This is a genomic window from Deltaproteobacteria bacterium (assembly GCA_040223695.1).
Taxonomy (GTDB): Bacteria; Desulfobacterota_D; UBA1144; order Nemesobacterales; family UBA2774; genus JAVKFU01.
In genome coordinates this window covers 40,847-57,908 of sequence record JAVKFU010000014.1, presented here as the reverse complement: position 1 = coordinate 57,908, position 17,062 = coordinate 40,847, and the positions used below count along the sequence as shown (strand labels likewise).

Sequence of the window (17,062 nt, the reverse complement as noted above, 5' to 3'; positions counted from 1 at the left end):
CTGTTGGTGGATGGCAGCTGTATTCAACCAGGCTTTCCAAAGATAATGTAGGAGTCAGAAATCTTTAAAGATCTCTGCGTTACGGTACGCATTCAACAAATTTTCATATACGGGACATTTCCCTGTTTGCGGTGTTTCCGGGGCGTTAAATAGATATCCACCGTGCGAAACCTCGTTGTTTAAAAAGTCAGGCCCACAATTCTTAAGGCTGTAGAGATTTACGTCAAGATACATATCATCCAAGTCAGAGGCCACGTAAGCACTGAGAAGCGTAGGCATCATGGTTACATGAGGGGCTGTTCCGCCGCAGCACTTGAGCACGCCCGGTATCGACGAGACGATATGAAAAAATGTCTCGCGTTCGCTGAAGTTTTTCCGAAATTTCTGGTATTGCTCGCTATTATAATAATCTATAACACTTGCAGATTTGGAGAAAGTATGTGGCTGATGATCTCCGAAAATCAGAAGCACGAAAGGCCGTCCGGTCAATTTTTCCTGCTCCTCCAGATATTTTATCAGCTTTATGAAAGCACGTGATGTCGACTTCGCGTTGAGTACGTACTCATTCAGGGCGCAGTTTAACTCGTTAAATTCATCAAGACCCTTGAGCATTGTGACGAACTGAGTCTTATCTTTAAAATTTTTACACCGATGCGGGGAGTGATTCTGTATAGTCACAAGATATTTGAAGAAGGGTTTATCCTCCTCGTGAGACATGCTTATCACAGCATCGATGAATTGCTCATCGGTGGTATCCCAGCCTGCACCGCCGATATTTTCATAGAACCTGTCGAATCCGTAGTTTCTGTATGCATTGGCGGCGTTGTAAAAATCTCCTTCGAGTGCCTGATATGTCTCTGTACTGTATCCGTGGTCTTTCAGATAAGTTGCAAAAGACCTGCTGACATAGGGCGAAAGAGAAGCATGAGTGTAATATCCGGAATAACCGAACAAGCGTGAGTCGACGCCGATGATTGACTCGAATTCGGTGATCCATGTGCCGCCTCCAACTGCGTTAACGTACATAGGTCCGATTGCCTGCGTATATTTATTGGGCTCGAATAGGCGGTTTTTTATTGGTTTGGTCAGCCGGAAAGCGTCTGAAGGATTAAATGTCGACTCAGCAAGAACAACTACTATATTCGGTTTCTTATGCGGTCTTGCCCTCTCAAGATTCACAAATTCTTTAACCGCTTCTTCGATCTCTTTTTTTGAGGGAGGTGTCGCGCTGTGCCTCGAATTAAAATAATCACCGGATTCATTTTTCTCAAGATAATAGGAATAGTACAGGAATCCCCAGATACTAAGTTTCTTGGATAGGTCGGAGAAGTCTTTGCTCTCCCAGGCTACGTCCGATTCAATCACAAATTCCTGAACCGTATGCGAAAACTGTTTAAGGAAAAAAATTCCGGTAACAACTAATAGAATTAATGCTATAAAATTAAGCGCCAATCGTCCCAGCGTACCTTTTCTTCTTGCGTCGGACAAGACTCGTGAGCTGTGAAACAGGACCCAGAATACAATGACTACAGCCAGTATTGCCAAGGCATAGAGAAGATATATAGTCCAGGGAGGCGCCTTCACGGCATTGATGAGGCCCTGGGGATTCAGGGCGGTAATCTTAAAGTCGAGAAAGGTGATCGGTGATTGTGTTAAGAGTATTTTCCTGTCATTTATTACAGTCAATCCCAAAGTCAGTGCCGCGCTGGAAATTAAAAGAACCGGCACGAGCCGAATGGGTAACGAGATTATGAAAAGCACGCCGTATAAAAGAAAACCCACATATGAATATCGTTTTAAATGTTCTAATGGATAATTGGATAATACGCAGAAGAGATAAAATAAAATGGCTATCGACAGGGAGTAGAATCGACGGTAAGCCAGGAGATGCTTGTAAAATCGCACGGTTTTCGGTTTTTGATATGGAATGGACAAACTATTTACCCATCAATCCAAGATCTCAATTACCCGCAACTGCGTCCTACATATCTTTTTTGACATATTATAGCCTCAATTTTGAGTTGACGTAAGTTATGTTAAGGATTGAAATAGTTTATTTCAAATAATTTTTAACCAGCCGAGGGATCGGTCTCTTTGAATCTATTGTAAAGTGCAATTCCTCGATTTTGCGTATGGATCACATACTGAAGTGTTCTACATGGAAGACAAGCGATAGTATGGGGGCTTAGGGTTGCGATTTTACCATAGCTACTGCGTAAGCGGCAATTCCCTCCCCCCTTCCCGTAAACCCCATCGTGTCGGTCGTCGTGGCTTTGACTCCGAGGGCACCCGCCGGAAGCCCTGTCGCCTGTGAAAGTCTGGCTTTTATCTCCGGAATGTGAGGGGCGATTTTGGGTTTCTCGCAGACGATTACGCTGTCTATGTTCTGAGCCTCGTAACCGCTCGCGCGGAGGAGCTTCATCGCTTCTTCGATAAAGACGAGACTGGACACGCCTTTGTACTTCGGATCGGAATCGGGGAAATGGCTCCCTATGTCTCCCTCGCCGAGCGCCCCCAAAAGGGCGTCGCATATAGCGTGTGAAAGCACATCCGCGTCCGAGTGTCCCGTCAGGCCGTACTCAAAGGGTATCTCCACGCCTCCGAGTACGAGCTTCCGGTCCGTGGAGAATTTATGGGCGTCGAAGCCGAGTCCGATTTTAAACATGGTTCCTCTATACCTTAAGCCTCTATTTGACTCGGGAGAATAATACGCGGCGTTACGCCGCTATTCCTGTTTTTTGTGTATCCCCTCTTTCACAATCAGCTCTCCGAGAAGGAGATCCTCTTCCGTGGTGATTTTTATATTATATGGAGAGCCTGTTACAAGTTTAACATCAACCCCCGTCCTTTCTACGAGAAGCGACTCGTCCGTACCCGTAAACCCGTCCTCAGAGGCCTTAATGAATGCCCGCCTCAGTATCTCATGCCTGAAGGCCTGGGGAGTCTGCGCGAACCAGAGCGAGTCCCTCGGCAGGGTGCTTTCGATATATTGAGCGGGTGATGATTTCTTTACCGTATCATGGGAAGGGAGAGCGGCGATCGCTGCGCCGCACTCTGAAGCCGCGTTTATGACTTCCTCGATTATTTCGACCGATACAAACGGGCGCACCCCGTCATGAACGACCACTATATCGGGAGTCCCGTTTAAGGACTGAAAACCGTTTGCGACCGAATCCTGCCTTTCGGCCCCCCCGGCTATTACATTCCCGACTTTATCTGTTTCAAGACGCCCTACTATTTCCCTGCGAGTGTATTCCACCCATCTTTCAGGGACAACGAGGGTAATATCCTCTACTAAAGGGGATTTTGAAAAGGCCTCGATGGAATGGATGAGCACGGGTTTACCGCTAAGTGGCATAAACTGCTTGGGTAAACCTTCGCCGAATCTCTTTCCCAGTCCGGCGGCGGTGATAATCGCGGAAGCGCTCGGTTCAGCCATGAAGATCGGAAACCATATTCTTGCCGCCTTCATCTTTTACCCTGGAGAAAATCATTCTCCCGGTCGGTGTCTGAAGGACGCTCGTCACGGAGACCTGAATCTCGTCGCCGAGGTGCCTCTTGGCTTCATCCACTACTACCATCGTGCCGTCCTCAAGGTAGCCGACACCCTGATTTTCCTCCTTCCCTTCTTTTACGACATGAATGGTCATTGTCTCTCCGGGAAGCACGACGGGTTTCAAAGCGTTTGAAAGCTCGTTCAGATTCATGACCTTAACGTTCTGAAGGCCGGCAACTTTATTCAGATTAAAATCATTAGTGATGATTATGCCGTTTAATTTACTGGCCAGCTCCACGAGCTTCAAATCGGCCTCTTTTATGTTCGGAAAGTCATGGTTGGTGATTTTAACCGTGACGTTGGGGATTTCCTTTTGCATCCTTTTAAGGACATCGAGCCCCCTTCTGCCCCTCACTCGCTTTATGGGTTCTGAGGAGTCGGCTATGTGCTGAAGCTCCTTGATTATGAACTTCGGAATAATCATAGTGCCGCTTATAAAGCCGGCTTCGGCCACATCGGCAATCCTTCCGTCGATAATGACGCTCGTATCGAGTATCTTTGTCTCCCCCGCGGGTTTTCTTATGCGCTTTCTCCCTATGTATTCGGCTTCCTTGCCCTTTCTGAATCCTACTCTTATACCGAAATGGAACAGCATCAGGAAAAACGCCGCTGTTACAAACGGGAGTATGTCCGAAGGTATGGAAAGGCCCGCGAGTACGTCTTTAAGCGCAAAAAATGTAAACGATGCTGCAGCCATGCCGATAGCCGCCCCGAGGTAAGCCTTGGGCGTATATCTTTTCATGAACTGCTCGAATCCCCAAACTATGCCTGTTGTCGCCGCGCCGAACACAACGGCGGCGGCGGAGCTTATAACGAGATCAAACTGTGAATTTGCAATGAAAAATCCGGTTAGTGTGCCGAGTATAAAAAATAGTATTTTGAGCTTCATTTCTCCCTCACCTCAATCCCTGCCTCTCTCTGGATTCGGATATGACTAAGTATAAGTAATCGCTTAAAATTTCACAAGATTATAAAAGATTATGAAATTAAAATTTCCATCTATACTCCGGGCTTTTATCGATTACCTCTGTTTGAATCAGCGAGAGCGGAAGAGATTGTTATTTTATATTTTTAGTTAAGAGGCGCCGTTATTAACGGTCTCTATAACTTTAACAATTTCATCAACCACTCTTATATATTTGCTTCTTCCATGCCCGGGCGGTTTCGCTCTGCCGTCTATTCCCACATCGGCGAGGATTTTCCCGGTGGTCTCGTCGACCAGCGTAACCCTGACCTGTACGGACATTTTTCCCTTGTCGTCTATTCCCTGAAATACATATTCGCAGTATTTACAACCGCGCGTATAACCGCTGACTACTCCGTCAACTACGAGCACCCTCTGGTTATTAAATTCCAGTGCGGAATCCGAGCGGCTTATAACCTTGACCCTGTCCTCCTTTCTCAGGTCTTCGGCCACCATGTCGGCAATTACCGTACCGGAATCATAAGGCACCCATTCCAAATCCGTTTTCCTGAAATCGGGTATTAGAATGACTTCGTAATTTAAATATGCAGCCTCGGGCTTTTTATAAACATTGACATTAGTCGGGCCTGCGCACCCGAATAATAAGAGGAAAAATAGGATTACACATATATGTACGTATTTATTTACCATTACGTTCCTCCGATTTTCGACCGTTATATTTTATACCAATTTAGGATTTGTTAAAGAGCAGCGCTCAGGTAGTTATAATCGAAGAGGCTGTACTACCCAGACAGGGCCTGAAAATAAAGCATCAAAGCCCGGTTTATTCCATTTTCTTTTACCCTGTTTTTTTTCTGAATAAATATAAAATGCCGTATAATTTCGTTTTCGTCAGGGCGCTGTCTGGTTTAATTCGGGAAAAAATGATAAAAGATTGCCTGAGGAGATTTTTCTATGAGCGTCTATAATCTAGTCAGCTTCTTCGGAATATTCATATTTCTCGGATTCGCGTGGCTTATATCTACAAACAGAAGGAATGTGAACTACAGAGTTATAATCTGGGCTATTTTGCTTCAGCTCGTCTTCGGCGCGTTCGTTTTTCTGCTGCCTGCCGGAGCCAAGGTGTTTTTGTTTCTCAATGATGTGGTGGTGAAGGTGCTTAACTCCGCTTCGGCGGGGGCCGAGTTTCTCTTCGGCAGGCTCGCGCTCCCGCCCGGAGCACAGAACGAGTACGGAGAGAGCTCGCTCGGGTTTTTTCTGGCCTTCCAGGGACTACCGACGATTATCTTCTTCTCCGCATTGATGTCCATACTCTACTTCTACAACATCATGCCGAGGGTAATAAAGGGATTCTCTTATGCGTTTACGAGACTGATGAGGATTTCCGGAGCGGAGTCACTAAGCGCGGCGAGCAATATTTTCGTCGGCATCGAGTCCGCGTTGACCATAAAACCTTATCTTGATGAAATGACGCGCTCCGAGCTCTGCACTGTTCTCACTGCCGGAATGGCGACCGTATCCTCCAATATACTGGCCCTTTATATTTTTAGTCTTCAGAATGAATTCCCGACAATCGCGGCTCATCTCATATCGGCCTCGATTCTCTCAGCGCCGGCCGCGCTTGCGATGTCCAAGCTCGTGATGCCCGAAGACTCGGCTCCGAAGACGCTGGGTGTAAATGCCGATCCGTATTATGAAAGAGAGAGCAGCTTGTTCGAGGCGATAATTAACGGCGCGGAGAACGGCGTGAAGCTTATAATCGGCGTCGTCGCGCTCCTGATAGCTGTGCTGGGACTGGTCGCGCTCCTCGATCTTTTCTCGGTTGGCGCGGGGAGCTATGTCAACGACCTGATCGGTATAAATATAGACTGGTCTTTAAAGGGGCTCCTGGGGTATTTGTTCTATCCGTTTACTCTCATAATCGGCATTCCCTTGTCCGATGCCTACACGATTTCCAAGATTATCGGCGAGCGCACTGTTGTAACGGAAGTTGTGTCGTACCAGGACCTTGCGCTTGCCCTGAAAGAAGGGCTCATTCAAAATCCCCGCTCCCCTGTGGTTACCGCCTATGCTCTCTGCGGCTTTGCTCATCTGGCCTCCATGGCAATATTTGTCGGGGGATTCGCGGCGCTCGCTCCCGGGAGGAAAAAGGATATAGCATCCGTTGGTTTCAGGGCGCTTATTGCGGCCACACTCGCATGTCTTATGACCGCTTGTATTGCCGGGGTTTTCTTCACAGGTAAATCCGTTCTGCTCGGTGCTGACGTAGTTTCTTATTAGAACCACTCGTATTAGTTTGAGGGGGTCTAATATTGATAAGTCAGGAGGATTTATCATGCTGAAATCCGCTTCCTACGAGACGGTGCCGGACGGATATGACACCGATTCCTCTAATTCATATGAAGAGGGCGTTCATGAAAACAAGCTTCTTCAATACGGCGGCGACTTCGACCAGGAATTTGAGCCGCCTGATTTCGAGCCCGCAGGAAATCCCGATAAATCCGGGCGGGATGTAAATCCGGAGTTAAGGCTGGTCAACGATTATTTTAAGGAGGTGGGAACGGAGTCCCTGATGACGCCGAGGGAGGAGATTCAGGTCGCGGCGAAGATGAGGGAATGTGAAGCCCGCGCAGGGCGGCTGAGGGAAGAGATCGGGCGAATTCTGGGGGAAGAGCTTGACGGGGATGCGGACAGCCTGATCGAAACACTCGGAGAGTTATCAGGGGATCGCTATTTTCACCCCGGAATGAATAAAGGGGCTGATAAGCGTTTGAGAAAGCTGGCGCCTCTCCTCAAAGCCTATCTCGGAACGGCTGCCAAGCTGAAAAACCGTTTTGTGAAAGCCAATTTGAGACTTGTCGCAAGTATGGCGAAGAAATACACCGGCAGGGGTATACCGTTTCTCGATCTTATACAGGAAGGGAACCTCGGCTTGATTAAAGCCGTTGACAGGTTCGATCACAAAAGGGGTTACAGATTCTCCACCTATGCCTGCTGGTGGATAAATCAATCCATGATAAGAGGGATATTCAATCAGACGAGGACTGTCAAGATACCGGCCTATGTACTTGAAAAGGCAGGGAAGGTATGGGCCGAGCGCGCCAGGTTTATCGAGGAGAACGGCAGGGAGCCGTTTTCGACTGAGATCGCGGGCAGCGTCGGCATGAGCGCCAAAAACGTGAAACAGATTCTCGATTCGCGTAAGGGAATCAATATGGTAAGGCTAGACTCGCCGGTTTGGAACGGGGACGATATGACGTTTATGGACTGCATCGCCGATTCGGATACTGCCCCTGTGGACTCTCTAATAGCGGAGGTGTCGATACCGAAGAGTGTTGAGCGCGCCCTCAGTCAGCTGGATACGAGGGACAGGGAAATCATTAAAATGAGGTTCGGCATAGGGTACGGCAGTAGCTTCACGCTCGATCAGATAGGAAAGAAGTTCGATTTGACGAGGGAGCGGATCAGGCAGATAGAAAAGAAGGCCCTTTCTAAAATAAGGGATTCAAATTTCGCTCCCGCTCTAAAGAGCCTGATCGAGCAGAACTGATTCAGGGAGAGATGTCTCCCTGATTTTATATTTGAGCACCTATTACTATATTTCTTGCATTATTTCAGGGAGTTAGATTTTTCCCCGAATAAGAAATGCGAACTTAGGGAAGATATACAAACCGGGATTTCCGCGTTAAATTTTCATTCCGAAAAAAAATCTCTTGACATAATGGAACGAAGGGGCTATTATTTTACCAACTGGTCAACTAAAGGTGGTTTATGGGACGCACTAGCGACGCAAAAGAAAATCTTATTCAGAGCGCAATAGAGCTTATCGGCATGCGAAGCTACAACGCAGTCGGGGTTCAGGAGCTTTGTGAGCATTCCGGGGTTAAAAAGGGAAGCTTCTATCATTTCTTCCCGTCGAAAAGGGATCTTACTCTCGAAGCACTCGACGTTATGTGGAAGAGATTCAGGGAGGAAATGCTCGATCCGGTTTTAGATTCCGAAGCGTCGACAATTGAAAAATTCAACGCAATACTCAGAAGCTCATACGAATATCAGGTGTCGGCCAAGGATTGTTTCGGCTGTGTGACCGGATGCAGCATAGGCAATCTTGCGCTTGAATTGAGTACGCAGGATGAAGCGATCAGGCAGAAAATAGAGGAGATTTTCGGAGAGTGGGCAAAGTATTTCGAGGATATAATCAGAGAAGCCGTAAGTCTCGGAGATCTGCCTGCAGAAACCGATCCGCTGGCTACTTCACAGGCAATCCTCGCCTATATAGAAGGGGTATCGTTAATGAGTAAAACTTTTAACGACCCAGGAATGATTAACCGGTTGGGAGAAGGGATTTTCAATTTATGTATAAAAAAGAAAGAAAATGACGCCGGTTAGAATGATTCGTTGAATATATTTTTTTTGACAAAGTATGGACTGACCGGTCAACTAACTAGACGCAGGAGGAGAATCGATATGAATAACGTAACTTCAAGCAGGGATAGGGCAGTAGGCGTGCTGAACAGCAAGATTAGCAGGGCTTTTGACGATCAGGACTTCGATCCTGCCGAGCTCCGGGATGAGGAGCTTGTAAGGCTTTACGTGAGCAAGCAGAACGAGGGCGCGTTTAACGAATTAGTAAACAGGTACTGGGACAAGGTGTACAGACTGTCTTATAGAATAACGGGCAATGCGGATGACGCTGAGGAAGTGCTCCAGGAGGTCTTTATAATCCTGATGGAAAAACTCGGGACCTTCCGAGAAGAAGCCAGATTTTCAACATGGCTTTACAGGGTGGCATCGAACGCGAGCTTCATGTATCTGAGGAACGGCAGAAAGATAAACGACAAAGAGCTGAGCCTTGATGACTACAAACCCTATAACGATTACGGTGCGCTTGAGGGAGTGGCGGAGAAGGATTGGAGCGACAGCCCCGATTCGGCCCTCCTTAACAGGGAAGGGACTGAAATAATTGAAAAGGCTATCTCGGAGCTGCCCGAGGATTACAGAATAGTCTTCCACTTAAAGGACGTAGAGGGGCTTACAAGCAAGGAGATCTCGAAGATACTCGGACTTACGCTCCCTGCGGTAAAATCCAGGGTATTGAGGGCAAGGCTGTTCTTGAGGGACAAGCTGTCGGATTACTATTTTGACAGGGCTGAGGGTTGAGGGTCAGGAGACGTCTTTTATTATCGGCTCAAGCTCGCCGCTCTGATCCATTTCAACACAGATATCGCACCCTCCTACGAATTTTCCGCCTACGTAGAGTTGAGGGATTGTGGGCCAGTTTGAAAACTCTTTAATTCCCTGTCTGATTTCGGGATCGGCAAGAACATCGACCGTTTCGTAACCGACTCCGTAGGAATTGAGTATTTGCACTACCCTGGCCGAAAAGCCGCATTGGGGCATATCCCTGGTTCCTTTCATGTATAAAACTACTTTATTACCGTTAACCTGTGATTCTATTTTTTTCATTACGTCTTCCATTATGTCTGCCTCCTGATACCTGATAGGGAATTAAAAAACTTTACAAGGGATAAATTAGAGAAAAAGTTTTTATTTTATCTTTTCCCATTGCTCGGGGGTGTAGGTTTTGAGGGATAAAGCGTGAATCCTCTCTTTCATCGCGTCTCCGAGCGCTCCGTAAACCATCTGATGGCGTTCCAGAAGAGATTTTCCCTCGAAGCCATATGAAACTATAACAGCTTCGAAATGTGTGCCGTCACCATCCACATGAACGGACAAGCTGGGCAAGCCCGCCTCGATCATTTCCTGTATTTCTTTAGGATCCATCAAAATTATTATAAATGTTTTTGTGTCCCTTTCAAGAAAAGGAAAAGTAAATACAACTGTTGTAAAAAGCCGGACAGAATAATATAATTTGGTCTATGAGTCTAAAAACTGCGGTATGGCTTACGGTTATATTGCTTCTTGTACTGGGTTTGTCTCAATTGTTCGGGGTATTGAGGGAGAAAAATGATCCGTCGTCCTCTTACCTTAGGGAGACGGTAAATGCAGCCGGGAAAGTCAGAAATATGGGCGAGGAAAGAAAGGAGCTTATCAAAAAGCAGGAAGAAACCCTCCTAGAAAAGGAATATTAAATTCCTGACAATAGCCTTTGTTTTTAATTTATACCCACATAGAATAATAGACTTCGAAAATTTTGTGAATAAATCCGGAGGAACGGTTATGAAAGTCAGAGAAATCATGACGGAGCCTGTAATTGTGATAAACGAGGACGAGACACTGGAAGAGGCGGCAGGATTGATGCTCGATAAAAATATAGGCGGGCTTCCGGTTGTAGACGGCGACGGCACACTTGTGGGGATTATAACCGAGTCCGATTTCGCCGCAAAGGAACACGCTATTCCCTTCTCCAGAATATATGCGCCCCGGCTTTTCGGGAAATGGATGTCAAAAGAGGGGGTGGAGAAGGCTTACGAGGCTGCCCGGAGAATTAAGGTCAAACAAATCATGACGACTGCTGTGGTGACTGTGGAAGAAGACGATTTGTTGGCGGAAGCGATAAATAAAATGCTCGATCATCACGTGCACAGAGTGCCCGTTGTGAGGGACGGCAGTCCGATCGGAATGATATCGAGACATGACCTGCTAAAGCTGATTGTGAACAGGATTGAGGAATAAATCCTGGAAATGAGCAAATTCGGAGTAAGCATCGGGAAGGAGCAGGCGCTCAGGGATAAAATGGAGGAGCTTGAAATCAGGGAAAGTGATTTGGAGGAGACGTTTATACGGTCGGGAGGACCCGGGGGACAGAACGTGAACAAGGTTGCGACGTGCGTACAATTAAAGCATTTGCCGACAGACATCACCGTCAAAGTTCAAAAAGAGCGCTCTCAGGGAGTAAACCGTTTTCTGGCCCGCCGTGAGCTCGTGCGAAAGATTGAGGAAAAGCTCTACGGAAAAGCCTCTCCTCAGCGGCAGAAGATTGAAAAGATCAGAAAGCAGAAGAAGAGGAGAAAAAGGAGGGCTAAAAGCAGGCTCGACTCTGAAAGAACTCCTGATTAACCGGGGCTGAGGGCTGGCATTTTGTTAGATAATAATACTCCCGCCAGCACCGGCAACCCCATTTTGAGTTTAGCCGCATTTTATATTAAGTGTGCTTTAAAATAATTTTCCACAGTGCTGAATTACTACGTCCGTATTGACACGAAAAACTTGGTTATAGTTATTTATATACGGCCGTTGACAGAGAGAGGCAATGAAACTTAAAATTAGGTCGTCAGCTATCATAAGCCCGTAACTCTGTGCCAGAAGCTTTAAAGGAGGATGATACATATGCAGAGGATTAAAAATTACGTCCCGTTTTTTATAATTGTTCCTTCTTTAATTATTTTCTTTCTATTTGGACCTTTCAATTTTAACAAGACTGTAAGCGGTAAGCCGGATGACTCCGAGGGAACTCGTACGGAAGCGGAGTTTGCGGAAGACGGGGATTTATCAGCCGCTCCCGAGAGCGACATCGTGGTTGTGTTTCTGGAGCCTCCGGGGTCGAAGGCGGAAGACGGCGACACGGGCGGCGCAGGATTTGATGTCATACCTTACAGGTATGCCGAGGCGACAGAGCGTGTGTTCTGCTGGCGGGACGATAATGGGGATGCGGAGCATCACACGACCCTTTCCGACAGTGAGGGAGACGAAATACTGACTGTAACCGCGAACGGGGAATGCGTGACAGAGCTGATAGAGCCCGGAGATTACAGGATGAGCCTCTATCACGACGGGAAATCTGATAAGAGAATAACGGTTTTTATAATTCCCGAAGGCGACAAGTCGATACTCAATACGACGACCGATGAGGCGGCGGACGATGTAGCCACGTTTCTGGACACCAATAAATGCGCAGGGTGTAACCTGCGCGGGGTTAATCTGAATAAGGCCGATCTGAGCGGAGTTGACCTCAGCGAGGCCATACTTAACGATGCGATTCTGGTTGACTCAGACCTGAGCGAGGCCGACCTGAGCGGGGCGGAGCTTAGAGACGCCGATCTCAGCCGGGCCAACTTAAAGGGTGCGGATTTATCAGGCGCTAATTTATCAGGCGCAATTTTAATTAATGCGGATTTGACAGACGCTAACCTCCTTCAGGCTAATCTGGAGAACGCGGACACGACAGGCGCTGAATTTTCAGGAGCCCAGTTGACCGGGACGCTTGCCGCAGGAACCAAAACAACTTCGGGCGGAGAAAATCAGGCTAAGGATATAGTAAGCACGAGAGCTGTCTTCACATGCAGCGGCAATCTTCCTCCGGGGAACGCCGGGGATCCTGATGACCTTGAGGTAACCGGCAACTGCATGGTGGGTGCGGGCACCTATCATTACAGGAACGTTAATATTTATAACGGCGGCACGCTTGAGTTCATGGACGCAGATATAGATTTCTGGGCCAAGTCAATCCTTATAGAAAAGGACAGCAGCCTCATTGCCGGCAGCCCTGCTAACCCTATCGGCAATAACGGCACTTTAACTATTCATCTCTACGGCAGCAAAGACGATAAAGCGGGCATAGAGTGTAAAACCGATGCAATGTGCGGGATTGACGTTACTGTCAATCCTATGAATACGGTAAACCCGTCATCCTGTCAGACAAGCGTTTTACCCGACGGAACAACAGACTGCTTCTATGAGTATATGGCGCCTGACCCTGTAAGCGGTGAGACCGGGTTTTTCGGCTCAAAAGTACTCGCTGTTTCCTTCGGCGGAACTCTCCAGATGTACGGCAAGAAAGGGGCTACTTTTAGCGACCTTCCGTCATCCCATTCCGGCACAAGCTGGGCGAGGTTAAATGTAGACGGGATATTACCTAAAGGGGCTACAAGCTTAACTCTTGATAGAGATGTAGACTGGGATGTTGGCGATCATATCGTGATAACAACAACCGACTATTTACCCGGTCACTCCGAGAAGCTCGAAATTACCGGTAAAACAGGCAACAGGCAATTCGATTTTAAGGTGCTCGACCCGCACACTAACGCGGAAATACCCGGGGGATTGCAGTATCCGCATAATGGCAAAACGTATTCGCTGGAAGGAGTCCCTGGCCGTTTAAATCTTGATATAAATGTTGACGGAGAACCTGCTGTAGAGACCAGGGCTGCAGTTGCATTGCTTAGCCGAAGCATTCGTATAGTTTCCGGGGGCGACAACATTGGGGAAGATTTCGGTCCCCCTACGCCGGGCAATTACTTCGGCGGACACATGATGGCCAGACAGGGTGTCAAGTCGCTTGAGATCCAGGGCGTCGAGTTTTATCAGCTCGGTCAGGGAGGGCGCAAAGGGCGTTATCCTGCGCATTTACATCTTCTCAGGAAGTCTCCCGGCGCGTTTGTAAAAGATAGCTCCATACACGACTCCATGACCCGCTGGGTAACCCTTCACGGGACACAGGAAGTCACGCTCGCCAGAAACGTGGGCTTCATGTCAATCGGACATGGTTATTATCTTGAGGATGGTACTGAGATTAACAACAAGCTCTATTCCAATCTCGGAATTCTTGCGCGAGCCGCAGTCAAAAATACGCAAAATCCCCGTGAAGTTCCCGGGATTCTAGCTGCAGCACCATCAAGACCGTTACTAACTAACGGAAACTTGATTACTTCATACTCTGACTATATGCAGCCAACAGTATTTTGGTTTACAAACGGATGGAATGATCTTGAGTACAACATGGCTGCTGGCGCAACCGCATGCGGAGCATGCTACTGGGCTGTAAACGTAGCGGTAAGCGGACCTTCCAGGAGACAAAAGTGGGAGTCTTATGCTTCGATTAAACCCAACCCTGGTCGTTCCGCAACAGCTCCAATAAAAAAGTTTAAAGGTAATTACTGTTCAACAGCTATGAATTCTTATAACGCAACTGTGAGCACAACTCCTTGTGAGGGAGTCGGTATTGGGGGATCGGTTAAAATTGAACCCGTTCCAAATCTTCTTGCTCCTGCTCCACCCCTTAGCTTGGTTGGCGATATTGATAGTGCAAATGAATTCTACTACCCAAGATATTCGGCTAATCCAAACGCTACAATATGCAGTGGCACGGATTGCAGTACTGTCCCTGAGTGCTCAGGTGATAATGTTGATAACTGTGCAGTTACTGTGCTTGACCGCTATACATCCGCATTTAACTGGACTGAGACTAACTTTTCAGCTATCTGGCTGAGGCGGGCCTTTTTCACTGTAATAAACAGCGCTATAACGAATGTCCTAGGCGCTGGTCTAACCTTTGTTACAGGGGGCGATTATACCCAGTCCTCACTACTGCCAGGAAGCTTTATGCTGGCGGCTAAGAATGTGTTCATAGGCAACACTGAGGATGGAAATCCATTCTCATCCAATGCCGGACCTTTCAGCCAAGGCGGACTCAGTTGTGAGAATCCTATATCTGATAATAATTACTGTCTTTCCGTCAACGAAGGTATCAGTATGCCGCTCAGTAACTTCGCTATGAATCAGCGCCTTTTCAATATCTATGACGGACCCGCTAACCAGAGCTCAAACGCTTATCTGGATATTACAAAGACTGACGTCACTGATTGCACACCGGAGAAAAACGGTACATGTAGTGACAGTGACTGGATGTACGGAAGAGTGCTCGGTGTACCGAGAGACGTTGAAGAAGTTATAAACGGAAACGATGTAAAACGCGTGGTTAAAGATAATTGCATACTGCCCAACGCCGCTATAGCGTGGAAGCAGCCAAACGGTTTCTATTATCCTCCCGCTTTTCATTCCGACAACTTGTACTTTAAGAATGTAGATATCAGGCATTTTGTTCTAGAACCTCTATTTGAGCCCGGCACATTCAATACTGATTTCCCGGCTGTAAAAGAGAATTACTGTGTTTATAACTCCGCAAGCTTTCAAGGCTGGACTGCGATAGACCGCCAGACGATTTTGAACGATGACGACGGCTCACTTACCGGCGTAAAGAAAACTATCTCGGTCAATGAAGACCCGTTTTTTGGCGCTCCTATTGAACAGTTCCAGTGTCGTTCCGATGCTACAGCTAAAACCAGCCCCTATGAGTATGTATCGACTGTTATATACCCGGGCTGCGGACAGGGTTGCGGAGCCGATTGGACTACTAACTGCACTGCAGGCTGCTACGGTGTGCCTCTCATACGTCAGTTTCTGACGGGTCCCGAAGAAATGGAAGCTAATCCTGATACCGAGATACGTATGATGGGGCCTGCTATATCGGGAAGAATCAACCTTACGGCTAATAATGCTAATTACTATATAGACACAACCAGAAATCAAGTACAGGACAGTTTCCCACTGAGAAATAAATTTAAAGCTAACGAAACATATTACACATTTTTAATTTTTGCAAAGCCGGAGATTAGACAGACATATCAATTCTATGTGGGACAGGATGACAGTATTGATGAGGACAACCCCCAAATTGTAAATGCAGTTCGGACAAACATTGCAAACCTGGCTGTCCAATTCGACAATATTCCCGGTGGATGGCCTTCCTCATGGGAACGAGAGTACAACAGTAGCACGGGAATATTGAGCATTACTGTGGATATGAATGAATTTAAACAAAACTTCGATAAAGCAAAGGAAGAGAGCTGTAAGCCGATAAGCTTCTGTGAGTTTAAAAGTAACAGCTGCCAGTGCTCTGATCAGTTAAAAATTGACGACCCTGATCTATACGCCGAGTGCCAGAGGATAGATATCTGCAGATGGTCGGGCAACGATCCGGACTGTCCTGTGTTTGATGTTGGCGGTCAGATGGTTCCCCGGTGTCTGGGATTTGGAATAACTATGCCTGACAGCTTTGTCGCAGACGACGTCGACCGCCGTCCACAGCCCGTGTGTTTCCCTAACGACGGCGACTGGAATGTGCCGTGGCTTAAAGTCCCGGCGGACCTGGCAGGGCAGGAGTGCTTTGACCTTCCGACCCCTGACGCTATGTTCTGCAAAGTAAAAGGATCTCCGGGTGGCGGGGTACCTGGTCCGCCCGAGCCCCCCGTCAATACGCCCGAGCCTCCTGTGGATACCGTGGACCAGGACGGGGACGGCGTGCCTGATGCTATTGACGCCGATTCCGATAATGACGGGATTCCGGACGGTACGGAAACCGCCACGAACGGAATCAGCTCTTTGACATCGACACGCCTGGAAATACCGGCGGACCCCGACGGGGACGGCATACCTAATGAGCTCGATCTTGACTCGGACGGAGACGGACTTACGGACCACTTCGAGGCCGGGGGGACTGATGACGCCAATGGAGACGGCATAGCGGATAATTTCTCGGACGCGGACGGAGACGGGCTTAACGACGCGTATGATCCTGATCAGGGAGGAATTTTACTTCCGCTGCCGGATACGGACGGTGACGGAGTGCCCGATTTTCTGGATAATGTAAATGACAGCGGTGTCGGTGACAGCGCTGACGCCGGAAGCGACAGCTCGTGCGCCATATCAGGAGATAGAGGCGTTAAAGGCGGATTGGCCGGATTGCTCGTTTACGCTCTGATACCCGCGGGTGTGTTTATACGGAGACGGTTGAGAATTAGAACTTAGCGGTAATGAGATTACGGCTTTAGAGAATCAGAAAC

General features: G+C 47.7%; 15 protein-coding genes. 8 read left to right on the top strand and 7 right to left on the bottom strand.

The genetic code is table 11. The features are described 5' to 3' along the window. Positions 1 to 54: 54 nt before the first annotated feature. The 5 genes from RIG61_04065 to RIG61_04045 form a co-directional block, all read right to left on the bottom strand. Positions 55 to 1,782: a sulfatase-like hydrolase/transferase gene (locus tag RIG61_04065; GenBank protein ID MEQ9618334.1), complete on the bottom strand. Its 1,728-nt coding sequence runs from the start codon at positions 1,780 to 1,782 to the stop codon at positions 55 to 57. 403 nt (positions 1,783 to 2,185) lie between these two features. Beyond that, positions 2,186 to 2,665, bottom strand: a complete 480-nt coding sequence (gene ispF / locus RIG61_04060; GenBank protein MEQ9618333.1) for a 2-C-methyl-D-erythritol 2,4-cyclodiphosphate synthase — start codon at positions 2,663 to 2,665, stop codon at positions 2,186 to 2,188. A 60-nt stretch (positions 2,666 to 2,725) separates the two neighbouring features. Next, positions 2,726 to 3,472: a 2-C-methyl-D-erythritol 4-phosphate cytidylyltransferase gene (gene ispD / locus RIG61_04055; GenBank protein ID MEQ9618332.1), complete on the bottom strand. Its 747-nt coding sequence runs from the start codon at positions 3,470 to 3,472 to the stop codon at positions 2,726 to 2,728. Beyond that, on the bottom strand, positions 3,432 to 4,445 hold the full coding sequence (locus tag RIG61_04050) for a TRAM domain-containing protein (GenBank protein MEQ9618331.1): 1,014 nt from the start codon (positions 4,443 to 4,445) through the stop codon (positions 3,432 to 3,434). Before RIG61_04050 ends, ispD begins: the two co-directional genes overlap by 41 nt. 186 nt (positions 4,446 to 4,631) lie before the next feature. After that, on the bottom strand, positions 4,632 to 5,171 hold the full coding sequence (locus RIG61_04045) for a hypothetical protein (GenBank protein ID MEQ9618330.1): 540 nt from the start codon (positions 5,169 to 5,171) through the stop codon (positions 4,632 to 4,634). Positions 5,172 to 5,435: 264 nt separating this feature from the next. On the opposite strand from RIG61_04045, the gene RIG61_04040 reads away from it, so the two are divergent. From RIG61_04040 to RIG61_04025, 4 genes are all read left to right on the top strand, one after another. Continuing rightward, the gene (locus RIG61_04040) at positions 5,436 to 6,761 is read left to right on the top strand and encodes a nucleoside transporter C-terminal domain-containing protein (protein MEQ9618329.1); all 1,326 of its coding nucleotides are present in this window, start codon (positions 5,436 to 5,438) and stop codon (positions 6,759 to 6,761) included. Positions 6,762 to 6,816: 55 nt separating this feature from the next. Next, positions 6,817 to 8,031: an RNA polymerase sigma factor RpoD/SigA gene (locus RIG61_04035; protein MEQ9618328.1), complete on the top strand. Its 1,215-nt coding sequence runs from the start codon at positions 6,817 to 6,819 to the stop codon at positions 8,029 to 8,031. A 221-nt stretch (positions 8,032 to 8,252) separates the two neighbouring features. Further along, the gene (locus tag RIG61_04030) at positions 8,253 to 8,870 is read left to right on the top strand and encodes a TetR/AcrR family transcriptional regulator (protein MEQ9618327.1); all 618 of its coding nucleotides are present in this window, start codon (positions 8,253 to 8,255) and stop codon (positions 8,868 to 8,870) included. A gap of 78 nt (positions 8,871 to 8,948) precedes the next feature. Continuing rightward, complete coding sequence (locus RIG61_04025; protein ID MEQ9618326.1) at positions 8,949 to 9,641, top strand: sigma-70 family RNA polymerase sigma factor; 693 nt, start codon at positions 8,949 to 8,951, stop codon at positions 9,639 to 9,641. 3 nt (positions 9,642 to 9,644) lie between these two features. Here the strand turns inward: RIG61_04025 and grxD are convergent, their stop codons facing one another. Continuing rightward, positions 9,645 to 9,962, bottom strand: coding sequence for a Grx4 family monothiol glutaredoxin (gene grxD / locus RIG61_04020; GenBank protein ID MEQ9618325.1), 318 nt, complete (start codon positions 9,960 to 9,962; stop codon positions 9,645 to 9,647). 66 nt (positions 9,963 to 10,028) lie between these two features. Beyond that, positions 10,029 to 10,271: a BolA/IbaG family iron-sulfur metabolism protein gene (locus RIG61_04015; protein MEQ9618324.1), complete on the bottom strand. Its 243-nt coding sequence runs from the start codon at positions 10,269 to 10,271 to the stop codon at positions 10,029 to 10,031. 89 nt (positions 10,272 to 10,360) lie between these two features. Here RIG61_04015 and RIG61_04010 point away from each other — a divergent pair, with 89 nt between their 5' ends. The 4 genes from RIG61_04010 (at position 10,361) to RIG61_03995 (ending at position 17,027) form a co-directional block, all read left to right on the top strand. After that, complete coding sequence (locus RIG61_04010; GenBank protein MEQ9618323.1) at positions 10,361 to 10,573, top strand: hypothetical protein; 213 nt, start codon at positions 10,361 to 10,363, stop codon at positions 10,571 to 10,573. Between the two features lie 88 nt (positions 10,574 to 10,661). Next, on the top strand, positions 10,662 to 11,117 hold the full coding sequence (locus RIG61_04005; protein MEQ9618322.1) for a CBS domain-containing protein: 456 nt from the start codon (positions 10,662 to 10,664) through the stop codon (positions 11,115 to 11,117). Positions 11,118 to 11,126: 9 nt separating this feature from the next. After that, entirely contained in the window at positions 11,127 to 11,501 is a 375-nt protein-coding gene (locus RIG61_04000; GenBank protein ID MEQ9618321.1) for a peptide chain release factor-like protein, read from the top strand. Between the two features lie 270 nt (positions 11,502 to 11,771). Next, a complete protein-coding gene (locus RIG61_03995) occupies positions 11,772 to 17,027 on the top strand; it encodes a pentapeptide repeat-containing protein (protein MEQ9618320.1) in 5,256 nt (1,751 codons plus the stop codon). Positions 17,028 to 17,062 lie beyond the last annotated feature (35 nt).